This window comes from Mesorhizobium sp. M8A.F.Ca.ET.218.01.1.1, from assembly GCF_004791165.1.
GTDB lineage: Bacteria > Pseudomonadota > Alphaproteobacteria > Rhizobiales > Rhizobiaceae > Mesorhizobium.
Genome location: NZ_SRUZ01000099.1, coordinates 1 through 347, shown reverse-complemented (window position 1 = coordinate 347; position 347 = coordinate 1). Strand labels below are relative to the sequence as shown.

Sequence of the window (347 nt, the reverse complement as noted above, 5' to 3'; positions counted from 1 at the left end):
CTCGAAACGGATGTCGCCAGTTGCCAGCCGCGCGGCGAATTCGTTCGACAGATAATTCGCATCCGTCGTGGACGGATCCGGCGCGGGTGCTGCGCTCGGCACCGGCCGTAGCAGATAGCGCACCGCAAGCGTTTCGCCCCAGCGGATGGCGCCGCGGCTCCAGAACGTCTCCAGCGCTACGCTGCGCACCTTGCGCTTGCGCCCCGTGGAGACGTTCTTCAGCATGCGGATTACCTCGCCGGGGCCGAAGCCCAAGGCAAGGCCGATGAGGCCGACGATCTTGGCGATGGTGCCGCCGGCGGTCGCCTTGGCGAAAGCGACGAACTGTCTTGCGTCGCGGGCGTGCG

At 67.4% G+C, this 347-nt stretch carries 1 pseudogene; it reads right to left on the bottom strand.

The annotated features are described in order from the left end of the window. A pseudogene (locus EN861_RS35715) lies at positions 1-347 on the bottom strand (peroxidase); the annotation flags it as partial.